Below are 14940 nucleotides of genomic sequence, written 5' to 3'. Positions count from 1 at the left end.
TTACCCGCTGGTGGGGGCGGTCGCCGAAGTGGCCGGACGGATCTGGCCGATGATGGCGAGCACCTCCTCGGCCAGGCCGCGGTCTCCCGTACGCACCACCTCGGACACGGCCGCGGCCAGCGCGCCCGTGACCACCACGACCAGCGCGCTCTCGTCCTCGAACAGCGCCGCGTTGAGCTGCGCCCACTTGCGCAGCCTGTCACGCATGACCACGTCGAAGCCGGGCGGCCCGTCGCCGCGCAGGAACAGGTCGGCCAGCTCGCGCTCCTCCAGGCACCCTTCGAGATAGGCGTGGGCGGCACTGATGAACACGCGCATCGGGTCGGTCTCGCCGGCGGCGCGAGCCGCGCGGGCGGCCTGCTTGGTCCGCTGCGTCTGCCTGGCCTGGAACTCCTCAAACAGCGTGAGGTAGAGATCGGCCTTGCCGGAGAAGTGGTGATACAGGCTGCCCACACTGGCGTCGGCCCTGGCCACCACGTCGGTCACGCCCGCCTCGGCGAACCCCTTGGAGACGAAGACCTCCCTGGCGGCGCCCAGGAGCGAGCTCCGCGTGGCCGCGCCGCGCTCGGACGTGCGCGGCTGGACCGCCATGTTCTCCACATCGCTCATTCAGATCTCCTCCATGGCGGGGCGCCATGCCCCATGGTGGAGGCAAGATCCTTCACGTGCACACGGTATGGCGCAAAATCCGTTCCCCGTTATCACAGGGCAACCCAGTCGAAGCTTACCCAGGTCGCCCTCCATGAAGAATCCGTCGGAGTCTGAGCAGATTATCCCCCTCTGGGCGGGAATAGAGGGGCAACTACGATCGACGTAGATTTCCCACAAGGAGGCTGCTCATCATGTCCGATCAGACATCCGTACCGCCCGCGCTCGCCACGGGAGAGCACGCCCCTGACCGGAACCTGGCGCTGGAACTGGTCCGCGTGACGGAGGCGGCCGCGATGGCGGCGGCCAGGTGGGTCGGCCGGGGCGACAAGAACGGCGCCGACGGCGCGGCGGTGAACGCCATGCGCCAGCTGATCAACACGGTCTCCATGAACGGCGTGGTGGTCATCGGCGAGGGCGAGAAGGACCACGCCCCGATGCTGTTCAACGGCGAGCAGGTGGGCGACGGCAGCGGCCCCGACTGCGACGTGGCCGTGGACCCCATCGACGGCACCCGGCTGACCGCGCTGGGCATGCCCGACGCGGTTTCGGTGATCGCGGTGAGCGAGCGCGGCTCGATGTACGACCCGTCGGCCGTGTTCTACATGGAGAAGCTGGTCACCGGCCCCGAGGCGGCCGACGTGGTCGACATCGAGGCGCCCGTCTCCGCGAACATCAACGCGGTCGCCAGGGCCAAGCACTGCTCGCCCTCCGACGTGACCGTGGTCGTCCTCGACCGGCCCAGGCACGAACGGCTGGTCAAGGAGATCAGGGAGACGGGCGCGCGGATCAAGTTCATCACCGACGGCGACGTGGCCGGCGCGATCATGGCGGCCCGTACGGGCACCGGCATCGACCTGATGCTGGGCATCGGCGGCACGCCGGAGGGCATCGTGGCCGCGTGCGCGCTCAAGTGCCTGGGCGGCGTGATCCAGGGCAAGCTCTGGCCGCGCGACGACGCCGAACGCCGCAAGGCCCTGGACGCCGGGCACGACCTCAACCAGGTGCTCACCACGAACGATCTGGTCAGGTCCGACGACGTGTTCTTCGCGGCGACCGGCATCACGCACGGCGAGCTCATGCAGGGCGTACGGTTCCGCGCGGGCTCGGCGGTGACCGAGTCGCTGGTGATGCGCGGCCGGTCGGGAACCATCCGGAAGATCGAGAGCGAGCACCAGCTCTGGAAGCTGCGGGCGTACAGCGCGATCAACTTCGACACCGCGGGCTGAGCGCACCGCCGGCGGCCGGGCGCGCCCCTGAGCGGCGTGGCGGAGCGGTGGTCAGCGGCGGCGCTTGCGGCGGGGGGGCTCCTTGACCTTGATCTCGCCCACGAAGTTCGTGGTCCGCACCTCGACGACGGGCGCGCCGGGGTCGGTCGGCTGCTTGGTCAGGCGGACCGACTTGCCCTTGGCGACCCTGATCACCTCGAGCCCCTCCGGCACGTGGATCTCCAGCCCGCCGAAGACCAGAGTGGCGTTGATGATGACCTGCCGGTTCTGCAGGATCGCGTCGCGGAAGTCCAGCTTGGTGGTGCCGAACATGGCCGTCACGTCCAGCTCGGCCGGCACGACCCAGCGCCCGCCGCGCTGCTCCTGCTTGAAGATGGCCGACACGGGGCGGCCGTCCAGGTTGAGCGGCTGCTGGTCGGCGGGCAGCAGGTCGGCGGTGAGCTCGGCCAGCTGGCCGAGCGTGCGCGCGGAGTAGAGGACGCCCAGCCGCTCCTCCAGTTCGTCGAGGGTGAGCCGGCCGTCGGCGTGCGCGTCCTGGAGCACCTGGGCGATGCGCTCACGGTCGGCGTCGGACGCGCGGAGCTCGTGGGGTGGCGGCACGTCGTTCGCCGCCGGCGGTCGCCGGGCCGACACAAACTCCTCGGCCAGCCGCTCTCCGACTTCCTGCAGCTTCGGCAGCCACGATCCCGCGCGTTCGTTCACACATCCGACGATAACCGGCGCCCGCGAGAATCGCTCGCGCCAAACGGACCCGCATCAGCGGATTCGCGCCAGAAGTCCGGCAATCTCCTCTGCCAGGTCCACGTTCACCTCGGCGTGGCGGTTGAGCAGCCGGTACCACAAGCAGCTCGGCGACCAGGCGAGCGGCCCAGTGCGCGGACAGGTCGTCGACGCCCGTGACACCGGCGCGACGCGGGCGCTGTTCGAGCGGCTCGGCACCGTCGATCATCTGATCATCACCGTGACGGGCCGCAGCGGCGCGGGGCCGCTGAGCTCGCTGACCAGCGAGACGCTGACCGGCGCGGTGCAGAACAAGCTGGTCCCGCACCTGCTGACCGCACAGGCCGCGCTCGGCGCGCTGAGCCCCGGGGGCTCGATCACCTTCGTGACGGCCGCGTCGGCGGGCGCGGCCCTTCCCGGCATCGCCGTGCTGGCGGCGGTGAACGGGGCACTCGAGGCCGTGGTTCCCGGCCTGGCGGTCGAGCTGGCGCCCATCAGGGTGAACGCGGTCTCCCCTGGCGTGATCGACACCGACTGGTGGTCGGAGCTGGGCGACGAGGCCCGGGCCACGTTCCTGGAGGGCGCCGCCGCGAGCCTGCCGGTCGGGCGCGTCGGCAGGCCCGAGGACGTGGCCGCCACGATCGAGTACGTCGTGCGCAACTCGTTCGTGACCGGGACCGTGCTGACCGTGGACGGAGGGGGAAGGCTGAAGGCATGAGGTCAGTCCTGACCTGAGAGGAATCTCCGCGCACTCCTCTCCGTTGATCTCGGAAAAGGGAGGTTTGCGCGTGCATCAACCGGCGCGATGGGGTCTCGGCGCGGCAGGCGCGGGCATAGCGGTGATCGTGGTCCTGGAGCTGACGAGCCTCGACGAGATGAACCCGCTCAGGCGGACCATCAGCGAGCACGGCCTCGGCCCCGACGGGTGGATCTTCGGGTTGGCAGTGGGGCTGCTCGCGGCCGGGTCGGCGGCCATCGGGGTGTCGCTGGCACGCAAGAGGCTGGCCGGGATCTTCGGCACCATCGCGCTCATGGGGTGGAGCGTGGGGCTGTTCCTGACGGCGTGGTTCGAGAAGAACGACTGGTCGGTGGGGCCGAGCCTGCACGGGAGCATCCACCGGGTGGGCAGCTTCATCGCCTTCCTCAGCCTGCCGCTGGCGGCCGTGATCATCGCCAGGCCCTGGCGGCACCGGGAGCGGTCGCGGGCCACGCTGGTGGCGTTCGGGCTCGGGATCTGCTCGGTGCTGTGGGTCGTGGGCATCGCCACGCTCATGCTGATCGGGGCGACAGACGGGCTGCCGTGGTGGCGCGCCATGCCACTCGGTCTCGTGGAGCGCGGCCTGGCCGTGACGGAGGTGGCCGCTCTCCTCGCGCTCGGCGTGTGGGCCGCGGCCAGGCAGCTGGGCACGACAGGGCAGGCCGATCAGCTCGGTGATGCCGGGAGCGGCGAAGGAGCGAGGCCGAGGCCGGCGGGCGAGTTGGACGGGGTGCGGTGACGGGTTGGACCCGGTGCGGTGACGGGCTGGCGGAACGGAGTGGCGGGCCGCTAACCTGACCCCGCCTCACGTTTGATTCCCCCCATCAGGAGGCCGTCGTGCCGTCCTCGCGTGATCGTCAGGCCCGCGTCGCCACGTACGTCGTCTATGCCGTACAGGGCCTGTCCTTCGCCTCGCTGCTCATCCAGGTCGCGAACCTGCAGACCAAGCACGGCCTCAGCGAGGGCGCGCTGACGCTCCTGCTGCTGATCGTGCCTGTGTTCGCGGGGGTCGGCAGCGTGGCGGCGGGCACGTTCGCCGCCCGGTTCGGCAGCAAGGTGCTCCTGCGCGTCGCCCAGCCGGTGGTCGCGGTCGCCGTGGTGCTCGCCGGGCTCGCGCCCAGCGTGCCGCTGCTGGTGCCGGTGCTGCTGCTGTTCGGCGTGGCGGTGGGCGCGGTGGACGCGGGCATGAACATGCAGGGCGTGGCGGTCGAGCGCAGGTACGGCGTGCAGATCCTGAACGGCTTCCACTGCGTGTGGAGTGTGTTCAGCATGCTCGGGGCGGCGTGGGCGTCAGTGGCCGCCGCCCTGCCGCTGCCGGTGATCATGTCGGCCCCGATGGTGCTGGCGCTGGTGGGCTCGCTCGTGTCCGGGCGCGATCTGTGCACGCCGGAGGAGGAGAAGGCCGAGGACGCCCCCGCGAGCGCCGCCGCGGGCCGGTTCCCGTGGCGGCCGATCATTCCGCTCTGCCTGGCCATGGGGTTCCTGTACGTCGGCGACGCCGCCGTGTCGAACTTCAACACCGTGTTCATGAAGAACGTGCTCTCGGCAGGCCCGCAGGTGGTCCCGCTGGCCTACGTCGCCTACCAGGCGACCACGCTGGCCGTCCGGCTCGGCGGCGACCTCGCGGTCCGGCGGTACGGGCCCGCCGCCATCGTCAGGATCGGCGGCGTGATCGCCACCCTGGGCTTCCTCGGCGTCGTCCTCGCCCCGAACCAGCCGCTGGCCATCGTCGCCTTCGGGCTGACCGGGGTGGGGCTGTCGGTGGTGGCGCCGCAGTCGTTCTCGGCGGCGGGCAAGCTCGATCCGGCCGGGACCGGAGTGGCCATCGCCCGGGTGAACCTCTTCAACTACATCGGCTTCATCGTGGGCGCGGCCCTGGTGGGCGGCATAGCGGACGCGGCGGACATGCGATGGGCATTCGCCGCGCCTCTGGCGCTGGCCGCCGTCATCATCGTCCTGGCCCCGGGCTTCGAGCCCAGGCGCCGAACCGCCAACCCCTCCGCCGCCTGACCCAGCCGCCATGCCGGCCATCGGGCCGGGCGCCGCGGCGGGGCGACGGCCTCAGCCGCGCACCTCGGCGACCTCGACGGTACGGCGTTCGCGCAGCGACAGGTCGGCGGCCTCGGCCACGTAGAGTGCCTCGAGCGCGTCCTCGATCGTGCAGAGGCTCTTGTCGCTGGTCAGGAAGCCGTCGATCTCGCTGCGGTAGGCGGCCTCGAACCGGGTGACGAAGTCCGGCCAGGGCTCATCGAGGCCGGGCAGGCCCTCGGTCGAGTGCAACGGGGCACGCGGGCCGAGGCCGACGGCCTGGGTGCGCTTGGTGCCGGCCAGTTCCATGCGGACGTCGTACCCGGCGCCGTTGTAGCGCGAGCCCTGCAGGGTGGCCAGCGTGCCGTCGTCCAGGGTGAGCAGCGCGGCGCTGTTGTCGACGTCGCCCGCCTCCGCGAAGAACGACGCCCCGCGGTTCGCCCCCGTCGCGTGCACCGAGACCACCTCGCGGCCCGTCACCCAGCGCAGGATGTCGAAGTCGTGGATGTGGCAGTCGCGGAAGATGCCGCCCGAGGTCGCGACGTACTCGGCGGGCGGCGGCGCGGGGTCGGCGGTGATCAGGTGGACGCGGTGCAGCTCCCCCAGCTCCCCGCCGCGCAGCGCGAGCGCCGCCGCCACGTAGCCGGGGTCGAACCTGCGCTGGAACCCGATCTGCACCCGGTTGCCGGCGCTCGCCTCCAGCACCTTGACGGTCTCGGCCACCGTGCTCGCGACCGGCTTCTCACAGAAGACCGGTATGCCCTGCTCGCAGGCCTTCATGATGAGCTCGGCGTGGGTGCCGGTCGGGGTGGCGATGACCACGGCGTCCGACTCGAAGGGGTCCCCGGGCCTGCCGTACGGCGACGTACGCACGGGATCGGCCACGATCAGCTCGTCCACCAGCGGATGCGCGGCCAGGGTCGCGGCATGAAAGGCTCCGATCCTGCCCAGACCCAGCAGTCCCACACGCATGGCGCCTCCAATCGGGAATCAGGCTTTCTTTTCTAAGGGAGGTCTTCTCCCTCAGTCAACGTTTTGTCCTGACATTCTGACCTTCAAGCCTCGTACGGCCTCAACTGCCTTGTGCGCCGGCAGCCTGGCGAAGCCCACCACCACAGCCGCGAGCCCCGGCGAGTCGCGCATCGGCCCCACCGGCTCGGTGGACAGGCCGAGTTCCTGCGCGGCACGCGTGGTCTTGAGCTCGGCCCAGCCGTCCGGCAGCTCCAGGTAGACGTGCAGGCCCGCCTCGATGCCCTTGACCCGGATCTCGGGCAGCTCCTCGGCCAGCGCCCTGACCAGGGCGTCCCTGCGGCGGCGGTACTCCCGGCGCATCCTGCGCAGGTGCTTGTCGTAGCCGCCGGTACGCAGGAAGTGCGCCAGCGCGTACTGGTCGATGACCGGCGAGCCCAGGTCCAGCTCTCCTCGTGCCCGGCGCACCGCCTCGGCCAGGTCGGGCGGCGCCGCCACCCAGCCAAGGCGCAGGCCCGGCGCCATGGCCTTGCTCACGCTGCCCGAGAGGATCACCCGGTCGGGGGCCAGGCCCTGGAGGCAGCCGACCGGGTCGCGGTCGAAGCGGAACTCGGCGTCGTAGTCGTCCTCCAGGATCGTCCGGTCGCCCGCGTACGCCCACTCCATCAGGGCGGCCCGGCGCGGCGGCGAGAGGACCACGCCCGTCGGGTACTGGTGCGCCGGCGTGACCAGGACGGCGTCGCCGCTCAGCCGCCGCACGTCCAGGCCCTCCTCGTCCACGGGAACCGGCACGAGGTGCGCGCCCGCCCGCCTGAGCAGCGGCGCCTGGCGATGGCTCGTCGGGTCCTCGACGGCCAGCCGGAGCGGGCGCTGCCGGCTCAGCACGTGCAGGACCAGGCTGAGGCCCTGGGCCACACCGCCCACGATGACGAGGTTCTCCGGGCGCACGTCCGCCGCCCTGACCCGCCTGAGGTAGCCGGCCAGCTCTTCGCGCAGCTCGGGCACCCCGCCGGGGTCGCCGTAGTCGAGGGCTTCCGACGGGACGGTGGTCAGGACGTGTCTGACGGCGGCGAGCCAGCGCTCTCGGGGGAAGTGGCTGAGGTCGGGAGAGGTGGGGCGGTGCCCGTAGTACGGCGCGCACGCGGGTGCGCCCGGGCGCGCCGGCTCAGGGCGGGGCGAGGCCCGGATGACAGGCCTCGCGGCGGCCTTGGGGGTGACCTGGGTGCCGACGCCCACCCTGGACACCAGGAAACCCTCGGCGACGAGCTGCTCGTACGCCTCCACCACCACGCCCCTGGAGACCTGGAGGTCGATGGCCAGGTCGCGGGTCGCGGGAAGGCGGGTGCCAGGGGTCAACCGGCCACCCCTGATGGATTCGCGCAGCTCAGCGGCGATCTGCCCGGCGATCCCTCCCCTATCACGATTTATTTGGATATGGAGGTCAGCCATAATGGTCCTGTCTTTTGGCGGGACATTGGACTGTTTGTGCGAACCATTGTCTCCCTAGCATCCTTCGCATGAGAAACGGCATCGTCGGGGCCGCCTCGGCCATGTTCCTCGTCGGGACGCTGGCCGGAGTGTCGGGACTCGTGGACGGCTATCCCATATACGGCGGACAGGCGGTCCGGTATCTCGCCGCCTCGGTCGTTCTGCTCCTCGTGACGCGAGCACTCGGCCTGCGGTTCGTCCGGCTCACCCCGCGCGAGGCCCTCTGCCTGGGCGGGCTCACCATGCTCGGCCTGGTGATGTTCAACGTCTGCGTGGTCGAGTCGACCCGCGCCGCCGGTCCCGCTCTGGTCGGGACCGTGCTCGGCACCGTGCCGCTGGCCCTCGCGCTGGCCGGTGGCCGCCCGGCGCCCCGCCTGCTGGCCGGGGCCTGCGTGGTGGTGGCCGGGGCGACGCTGGCCACCGGGCTCGGCAGCGGCAACCTGCCAGGACTGCTGTGGGCGCTGGGCGCGCTCGTGGGCGAGGTGAGCTTCTCCATGCTCGCCATCCCGCTGCTGCCGAAGCTGGGGGCGATCAGGCTGTCGGCCTACTCGACGGCGCTGGCCGTGCCCCTGCTGGCCGTGGCCGGGCTGGCGGATGACGGGGTGGCCGGGATGTTCAGGCCGCCGACCTGGGCGGAGGTGCTCGGGTTCGCGTACCTGGCGGTCGTGGTGACGGTGGTGGCGTTCTTCCTCTGGTACAGCTCGCTGCCCAGGCTGGGCCCCGGCCGGGCCGGGCTGTTCGCGGGGCTCATCCCGGTGGGCGCCATCGTGACGGGGGTGGTGCTCGGAGTCGCGACGCCGTCCGCATACGACCTGCTGGGCGCGGGGTTTGTGATCGCGGGCATCCTCGTGGGCCTGACCGCGGAACGGCCACGAACGGTCTCTGAAGTGCCCGCACCGGAAGGCGCGTAATCTCTTGGGGGATCGAAAGGATGGACATGGGCGACTTCGACTACACCGACCTGCTGCCGCTGGGAGCCGATGAGACCGAGTATCGGCTGATCACATCGGAGGGGGTGCGGAAGGTCGAGGCGGCCGGGCGTACGTTCCTCGAGGTCGAGCCGGAGGCGCTGCGGCTGCTGACCGAGACGGCCGTCCATGACATCTCCCACTTCCTGCGGGCCTCGCACCTCGCCCAGCTCAGGAAGATCGTCGATGACCCCGAGTCCAGCGGCAACGACCGGTTCGTGGCGCTCGACCTGCTCAAGAACGCCTCCATCTCCGCCGGCGGCGTGCTGCCCATGTGCCAGGACACCGGCACCGCGATCGTCATGGGCAAGCGCGGGCGCCACGTGCTGACCGACGGGCTCGACGCCGAGCACATCTCGCGGGGCGTGTACGACGCGTACACCAAGCTCAACCTGCGTTACTCGCAGATGGCCCCGCTGACCATGTGGGACGAGAAGAACACCGGCAACAACCTGCCCGCCCAGGTCGAGCTCTACGCCGAGGACCCGCACGGCCATCCGGACGAGTACAAACTGCTGTTCATGGCCAAGGGCGGCGGCTCGGCCAACAAGTCGTTCCTGTACCAGGAGACCAAGGCCGTGCTCAACGAGAAGCGCATGATGGCCTTCCTGGAGGAGAAGATCCGCTCGCTGGGCACCGCGGCCTGCCCGCCGTACCACCTGGCCGTCGTCGTGGGCGGCACCTCCGCCGAGTTCGCGCTGAAGACCGCCAAGTACGCCAGCGCCCGCTACCTCGACTCGATCCCCACGGAAGGCTCGGCCTCGGGGCACGGGTTCCGCGACCTGGAGATGGAGGCCAAGGTCTTCGAGCTGACGCAGAAGCTGGGGATCGGGGCGCAGTTCGGGGGCAAGTACTTCTGCCACGACGTACGCGTCATCCGCCTGCCCAGGCACGGGGCGTCCTGCCCGGTGGCCATCGCGGTCTCCTGCTCGGCCGACCGCCAGGCGCTGGCCAAGATCACGCCTGAGGGCGTCTTCCTGGAGAAGCTGGAAACCGACCCGGCCCGCTTCCTCCCGGAGACCACCGACGAGCACCTCTCGGACGACGTCGTACAGATCAACCTCAACCGGCCCATGCCCGAGATCCTCGCCGAGCTGACGAAATATCCGGTCAAGACCCGCCTCTCCCTCACCGGCCCCCTCGTGGTCGCCCGCGACATCGCCCACGCCAAGATCGCCGAGCTCCTCGACAACGGCGGCGAGATGCCCCAGTACATGAAGGACCACGCCGTCTACTACGCCGGACCGGCCAAGACTCCCGAGGGGTACGCCTCCGGCTCGTTCGGGCCGACGACCGCCGGGCGGATGGACTCGTACGTGGAGCGCTTCCAGGCGGCGGGCGGATCGATGGTCATGCTGGCCAAGGGCAACCGGTCCAAGCAGGTCACCGAGGCCTGCCGGGAGCACGGCGGCTTCTACCTGGGATCCATCGGCGGGCCCGCGGCGCGGCTGGCGCAGGACTGCATCAAGAAGGTCGAGGTGCTGGAATATCCGGAGCTGGGGATGGAGGCGGTCTGGAAGATCGAGGTGGTGGACTTCCCGGCGTTCATCGTGGTGGACGACAAGGGTGACGACTTCTTCACCGACCGCACCGGCCCGGTCCTGACCATCGGCCGCCGCTGAGCCGACGCGATGCCGGGCCGCCGCCGCCCTTGAGGGCCGGCGTCCCGGAGGGCCGAACGGCCACCGCGGGCGACGCGCCTCCTGAGGCCCGTCCCCGCGGCCGGCTGTGGGTCCAGGCCGCGGTGGTGGCGATGCGGCAGAACCCTCAGCCGCGGACGGTGAGTCGTGGGGGGTGCGCCGGGAGGGCGGCGCAGGGGGCGGGAAGCGAGTAGACGTTCACGCGGCCACCGGGGACCGGTGCGGTGCCACGACGGTGCCGTCGGGCAGCAGCAGACCGGTGTCCTCGAACAGCACGACGCCGTTGCAGAGCAGGCTCCAGCCCTGGTCAGGGTGGGCCGCGATGACGTGCGACGCCTCACGATCGGGCGAGTCGGCGCTGGGGCAAACGGGGTAGTGACTGCACATCGCGCACCTCTCAGATTGCGCTCCTGATTGCTGGCATTCAAAAGGGCAGCGGGCGCCCCGACGGCGTGCGAAGGTCCAGCGTGGTGGCTCCGGTCGGCTTCTTGGGCCGGCGGCGAACCCGGGTCTGGCGCATCTTCATCACGTCCCTCAATAGCCTGTCGTTAGTGGTGGAGCCTGGCGTACACCCTCAGTCTGACCGTCTGGACCGACAGTTTGCGGGCCTTTGGGAGAACGCCCTCTCTCTTGGCTGTACCATGCCCCGCCCCCCTTACGGCACCCTTACAAGCTGCTGACAGCATCCCTGAAGTTCCTGACAGTCAGCCTGCCGTACGCCTGAAAGCCCTTACCAGGCATCATGCACATTTATCGGCGCGACAGGTGTGCCGGACGACACACATGCCCAGCGAGCTGCACAAACGCGCTTAGGTCGCAAGTCTGATGCAATTGCAAATAACTTGCAATAGTGTCCTGCCAACGACAAGGAGGACACATGGGGGACTACACCCTTCCCGACATGCCCTACGACTACGCGGCGCTGGAGCCGGCCATCACCGGCGAGATCCTGGAGCTGCACCACGCCAAGCACCACGCGGCCTACGTCAAGGGCGCCAACGACACGCTGGAGCGCCTGGCCGAGGCCCGCGACAGGGCCGAGTTCTCGAACCTGGTGGGCCTGGAGAAGACGTTCGCCTTCAACCTGTCCGGGCACGTCCTGCACTCGATCTTCTGGGAGAACCTGTCACCGGACGGCGGTGACCGCCCGGACGGGCCGCTCAGGGACGCCATCGACGAGCACTTCGGCACGTTCGAGGCGTTCCAGAAGCAGCTCACCACCGCCACCTCGACGGTGCAGGGCTCCGGCTGGGGCGTGCTGGCCTGGGAGCCGCTGAGCCGCAGGCTCGTCATCGAGCAGGTCTACGACCACCATGGCAACGTCGGCATGAACACCACTCCGCTGCTGGTGTTCGACGCCTGGGAGCACGCGTACTACCTTCAGTATCGCAACGTCCGCCCGGACTACGTCGAGAAACTGTGGGACCTCGTGAACTGGACCGATGTGGCCCAGAGGTTTGCTGACGTGACGAGTCAGGCAGGTTGACTTAAGTTCGCAACAATTTATCGGCCGCGCCTCTACTGGTCGGTTTACACAAATAGGTAAGCTGCCAGGCATGCGTGCGCCCTCTGGTTACCTACTCGCCGCGCGCTACCGGCTTGTGGAGCCGGTTGGCCGCGGTGGCATGGGCACCGTTTGGCGAGCGCATGACGAGCTGCTCGACCGTGAAGTGGCGGTCAAGGAGGTGCGCCTGCCGTCCGTGCTCGACGAGGAGCTGCGTGCCGAGCTGTGCGCGCGGACCGAGCGCGAGGGCAGGGCGACCGCGATGGTCGCGCACCCGTCGGTCATCACCGTCTTCGACGTGGTCACCGAGGACGACCGGCCGTGGATCGTGATGGAGCTGCTCCGGGCCAAGTCCCTGGAGCAGCTCATCCAGGAGGAAGGACCGCTCCACCCGCGAAGGGCCGCCGAGATCGGCCGGCAGATCCTCGGCGCGCTGCGCGCCGTCCACGCCAAGGGCATCCTGCACCGCGACGTCAAGCCGAGCAACGTGCTGGTGACCGAGGACCGCGCGGTGCTCACCGACTTCGGGCTGGCCGCACTCGAAGGTGACGTTTCCATCACCCAGGTGGGCATCGTTCTCGGGTCCGCGGGCTACATCGCTCCAGAGCGGTTGCTTGGCACGAAGGCCAGTCCCGCGGGGGATCTGTGGTCGCTCGGCGCGACCCTCTACACCGCCGTCGAGGGCAGGGGCCTGCACGGTCGCCGTACGGCCGCCGCCGCGCTCGCGGCGCTCACCAGTGGCGAGCCGATCCCCATGACCAAGGCGGGGCCGCTGGCCCCCGTGCTTGACGCGCTGCTCAGGATCGACCCGCAGACCAGGCTCGACTCCGTACGGGCCTCGCTCATGCTGGCCAGGGTGGCCGCGGGAGGCTCGGCCGAGGAGCCCCTGCCTCCGCGCAAGTCCATCCGAATGGGCACGTCGTCCATCACGCCGCCGTCTTTCACACGCAGGCCCGCGCATCGCGGGCTGCACCGGGCGGACGTCACCGCGACAGCGCTGTCGGTCCCGGCGCCGCGGCAGGAACGCAAGCCCGGTGAGGGCGTGCACAGGAAACGCGTTGACGCGCGGCCGACGCCGTCCGCTTATGCCCGTTTCAAAGCGGCGGTGATAAAGTTGTGCCTTCCTCGACGGTTCTGGCCAAGAGAACTTCGCAAGCGAGGTTAAAGCACTTCCCAAGCGAGAATCGATATCTTCTTCTCATGCCGGAACAGCAGACCCGCCTGCTCGCGGAGCGCTACGAGCTCATAGCCCCGCTCGGCCGGGGGACCATGGGCACCGTGTGGCGCGCCCGCGACCGCGCGCTCGGGCGCGAGGTGGCGGTCAAGGAAATCCGCCAGGACCCAGGGCTCACCGAGGAACAGCGGACCGAGCTGCGCGAACGCATGGTCCGTGAGGGGCGCATCGCCTCACGCATCAATCACCCCTCCGTCGCCGCCATCCACGACGTGCTGATCCAGCACGACAGCCCGTGGATCATCATGGAGCTCATCAAGGCCCGCTCGCTGGAGCAGGTGGTCGAGGAGGAGGGGCCGCTGCCGCCCCGGCTGGTGGCCGAGATCGGCGTGGATCTGCTCGGGGCGCTGCGCGCCGCGCACGCCCAGGGCATCACCCACCGCGACGTCAAGCCGGGCAACGTGCTCATCACCGAGAACGGGCGCGTGGTGCTGACCGACTTCGGCATCGCCAAGGCCGAGGGCGACTCGCGGCTGACGAAGACGGGCATGGTGATCGGCTCGCCCGGCTACACGGCCCCGGAACGTGCCAGGGGTGAGTACACCGGCCCCGAGTCCGACATCTGGTCGCTCGGGGCGACTCTGTACTTCGCCGTCGAGGGCCGGCCCGCGTACGAGCGGGCCACGATCGCGGAGACGCTGGCGGCGCTGCTCACCGAGAGCGCCGACCCGCCCACGCAGGCGGGGCAGCTGCGCCCCGTGCTGAACGGGCTGCTGAGCAAGGACTACCGGCAGCGGCTCGGCGCTGCCAAGGCGGAGACCCTGCTGCGCATGGTCGCCGACACCCCCACGAGCGAGATGCCGGTGCTCACGGCGGAGGCTCTGATGGCGCAGGAGGCTGCCGTGCCCGATCCGTTCGCCCCCAAGAACCCCGCCCCTCCCCAGCCTCCCGCCCCCGCGGGTCAAGGCCGTCCCGGTGCCCCAGGACCTTGGGGGCCGGGCCGGCGTCCCGCCGGTCCGGGGATGCAGGGACCTGCCGGTCCTGGCGGCCCGATGCCCGCAGGACCCGGTGGACCGGTGGGCGCTCCCGGCCGTCCCGCGCCCGCAGGCCCGGGTGGACCCGCACCTGCCGGGCCGGGCGCGCAAAGGCCCGCCCGACAGGGACCCGGCGGACAGGGACCCGCTGGACAGGGACCCGCTGGACGACAGGGGCCAGGGCAGCGACCGGTTCCGGGGCCCGCCTCGGGGGCGCAGGGGCCGAGCGGCCCCAACGCGCCCACCGTGCCGCGGGTCACCCCGCCCGCCTACCCCCCGCCTGGCGGCGTGCCGCAGACCGGCGCCTTCGCCACCCCGGGCGCCTCGTCCCCTGAGGCGGGGTACGACCCCGAGCGGACGGTCAGCATCGCGCGGCCCAAAGGACCGCTTCCCCCGTCCACCGAGCGGGCACAGCCCCCGCGGCAGCCGAACGACGAGGGCGCCGTCGCCACCCAGCGCATCCAGCTCCCGAAACCGCCGGGCCAGCAGGTGTATCCGGTGCCCGGGTCGGCGACGGGCCGGCCCCAGCCCGCCTCCCAGCCGCAGCAGCCGCCGGTCACGCCGCGGCCGCAGGTCCCGCATCAGGGGAAGGGCCTGGGCACCGACCTGTTCGCCATCGCGGGGAACCCGGAGCAGAAACCCGCCGGCCGCCGCAACGGCATGCTGGTGCTCATGACCGTGGCCGCCGTCGCGGCCGTGGTGATCGCCGTGCTCATCGTGGCCCTGTTCTCCGCCTGACCACCCGCGCCGCGGCGAGTGCGCGGCCGTGGGTCAGACTGGA

General features: G+C 70.7%; 14 protein-coding genes. 9 read left to right on the top strand and 5 right to left on the bottom strand.

Translation table 11 applies throughout. The annotated features are described in order from the left end of the window. Positions 1-609: a TetR/AcrR family transcriptional regulator gene (locus ABN273_RS10330; RefSeq protein ID WP_349448458.1), complete on the bottom strand. Its 609-nt coding sequence runs from the start codon at positions 607-609 to the stop codon at positions 1-3. A gap of 233 nt (positions 610-842) precedes the next feature. On the opposite strand from ABN273_RS10330, the gene glpX reads away from it, so the two are divergent. Further along, on the top strand, positions 843-1877 hold the full coding sequence (gene glpX / locus ABN273_RS10325) for a class II fructose-bisphosphatase (protein WP_349448457.1): 1035 nt from the start codon (positions 843-845) through the stop codon (positions 1875-1877). Positions 1878-1928: 51 nt separating this feature from the next. On the opposite strand, the gene ABN273_RS10320 is transcribed toward glpX, so the two are convergent. Continuing rightward, positions 1929-2579: a DUF1707 SHOCT-like domain-containing protein gene (locus ABN273_RS10320; RefSeq protein WP_349448456.1), complete on the bottom strand. Its 651-nt coding sequence runs from the start codon at positions 2577-2579 to the stop codon at positions 1929-1931. Positions 2580-2700: 121 nt separating this feature from the next. Here ABN273_RS10320 and ABN273_RS10315 point away from each other — a divergent pair, with 121 nt between their 5' ends. From ABN273_RS10315 to ABN273_RS10305, 3 genes are all read left to right on the top strand, one after another. Then, entirely contained in the window at positions 2701-3315 is a 615-nt protein-coding gene (locus tag ABN273_RS10315) for an SDR family oxidoreductase (protein ID WP_349448455.1), read from the top strand. Positions 3316-3385: 70 nt separating this feature from the next. Next, positions 3386-4093, top strand: a complete 708-nt coding sequence (locus ABN273_RS10310; protein ID WP_349448454.1) for a DUF998 domain-containing protein — start codon at positions 3386-3388, stop codon at positions 4091-4093. Between the two features lie 98 nt (positions 4094-4191). Further along, positions 4192-5364: an MFS transporter gene (locus ABN273_RS10305; RefSeq protein ID WP_349448453.1), complete on the top strand. Its 1173-nt coding sequence runs from the start codon at positions 4192-4194 to the stop codon at positions 5362-5364. Positions 5365-5415: 51 nt separating this feature from the next. On the opposite strand, the gene ABN273_RS10300 is transcribed toward ABN273_RS10305, so the two are convergent. Together ABN273_RS10300 and pdxR are read right to left on the bottom strand one after the other, a co-directional pair. Further along, positions 5416-6354 carry a Gfo/Idh/MocA family protein gene (locus tag ABN273_RS10300; RefSeq protein ID WP_349448452.1) on the bottom strand — a complete coding sequence of 313 codons (939 nt, stop codon included), beginning with the start codon at positions 6352-6354 and terminating at the stop codon, positions 5416-5418. Positions 6355-6405: 51 nt separating this feature from the next. Next, entirely contained in the window at positions 6406-7800 is a 1395-nt protein-coding gene (gene pdxR / locus ABN273_RS10295; protein ID WP_349448451.1) for a MocR-like pyridoxine biosynthesis transcription factor PdxR, read from the bottom strand. A 68-nt stretch (positions 7801-7868) separates the two neighbouring features. On the opposite strand from pdxR, the gene ABN273_RS10290 reads away from it, so the two are divergent. After that, positions 7869-8750, top strand: coding sequence for a DMT family transporter (locus ABN273_RS10290; protein ID WP_349448450.1), 882 nt, complete (start codon positions 7869-7871; stop codon positions 8748-8750). Positions 8751-8776: 26 nt separating this feature from the next. Beyond that, positions 8777-10429, top strand: coding sequence for a fumarate hydratase (locus tag ABN273_RS10285; RefSeq protein WP_349448449.1), 1653 nt, complete (start codon positions 8777-8779; stop codon positions 10427-10429). Positions 10430-10645: 216 nt separating this feature from the next. On the opposite strand, the gene ABN273_RS10280 is transcribed toward ABN273_RS10285, so the two are convergent. Continuing rightward, the gene (locus tag ABN273_RS10280; RefSeq protein WP_349448448.1) at positions 10646-10834 is read right to left on the bottom strand and encodes a DUF5999 family protein; all 189 of its coding nucleotides are present in this window, start codon (positions 10832-10834) and stop codon (positions 10646-10648) included. A 490-nt stretch (positions 10835-11324) separates the two neighbouring features. On the opposite strand from ABN273_RS10280, the gene ABN273_RS10275 reads away from it, so the two are divergent. The 3 genes from ABN273_RS10275 to ABN273_RS10265 all read left to right on the top strand — a co-directional run bounded on the left by ABN273_RS10275 (position 11325) and on the right by ABN273_RS10265 (position 14897). Continuing rightward, positions 11325-11933: a superoxide dismutase gene (locus ABN273_RS10275; RefSeq protein WP_349448447.1), complete on the top strand. Its 609-nt coding sequence runs from the start codon at positions 11325-11327 to the stop codon at positions 11931-11933. Positions 11934-12003: 70 nt separating this feature from the next. Next, positions 12004-13116, top strand: coding sequence for a serine/threonine-protein kinase (locus ABN273_RS10270; protein WP_349448446.1), 1113 nt, complete (start codon positions 12004-12006; stop codon positions 13114-13116). A gap of 35 nt (positions 13117-13151) precedes the next feature. Further along, positions 13152-14897, top strand: coding sequence for a serine/threonine-protein kinase (locus tag ABN273_RS10265; RefSeq protein ID WP_349448445.1), 1746 nt, complete (start codon positions 13152-13154; stop codon positions 14895-14897). The last annotated feature ends 43 nt before the right edge of the window (positions 14898-14940 follow it).

The organism is Nonomuraea sp. B19D2 (assembly GCF_040137845.1).
GTDB lineage: Bacteria > Actinomycetota > Actinomycetes > Streptosporangiales > Streptosporangiaceae > Nonomuraea.
Note: the sequence above shows the minus strand (reverse complement) of the source record. Positions and strands in the feature narration are given on the sequence as shown.